The organism is Seonamhaeicola marinus, assembly GCF_008085455.1.
The window spans coordinates 1-655 of sequence record NZ_VSDQ01000415.1 but is presented as its reverse complement, the minus strand read 5'-3'; the positions used below and the strand labels follow the sequence as shown (position 1 = coordinate 655).

The 655-nt window shown below is 31.1% G+C and carries 1 protein-coding gene; it reads left to right on the top strand.

Going from position 1 to position 655, the window contains the following annotated elements:
- Window positions 1-655, top strand: a 655-nt coding sequence (gene secF, locus FUA24_RS07445) for a protein translocase subunit SecF (RefSeq protein WP_148541128.1), incomplete at both ends; no start/stop codon positions are given.

The window sequence follows — 655 nt, the reverse complement described above, 5'->3', positions numbered from 1 at the left end:
AGAAAAACTATTTAACGGTTTACAACCTTATTTAGATGGCATGACTTATGATGCGTTTGTAGATTTAAGTGATGATACAAAGCAAACAGGTTTAATGCAATCTGATAAAGTGAGTCCTACAATTGCTGACGATATTAAACAAGCATCAGTTTGGGCTGTATTAGGGTCATTAATAGTTGTATTCCTTTATATATTATTCCGTTTTAAACGTTGGCAATATTCACTTGGTGCTGTTGTAGCAGTATTCCATGATGTATTAATTGTTCTAGGTATATTCTCATTAACCTATAAGTTTATGCCATTTAACATGGAAATTAACCAAGCATTTATAGCTGCAATTTTAACGGTAATTGGTTACTCATTAAATGATACCGTGGTTGTATTTGATAGAATTCGTGAATTCTTTAATGAGCATACAGGTTGGAAATTTGACCGTGTTGTAAATCAATCATTAAGCAGTACTTTAAGTAGAACATTAAATACCTCATTAACAACGTTAGTGGTATTATTAGCTATCTTTATTTTTGGAGGCGATTCTATTAGAGGCTTTATGTTTGCATTAATAGTTGGTGTAATTGTTGGTACATATTCATCATTATTTATTGCAACACCAATAATGTACGATACCGTAAGTAAGTTAGATGATAAAAAGAAG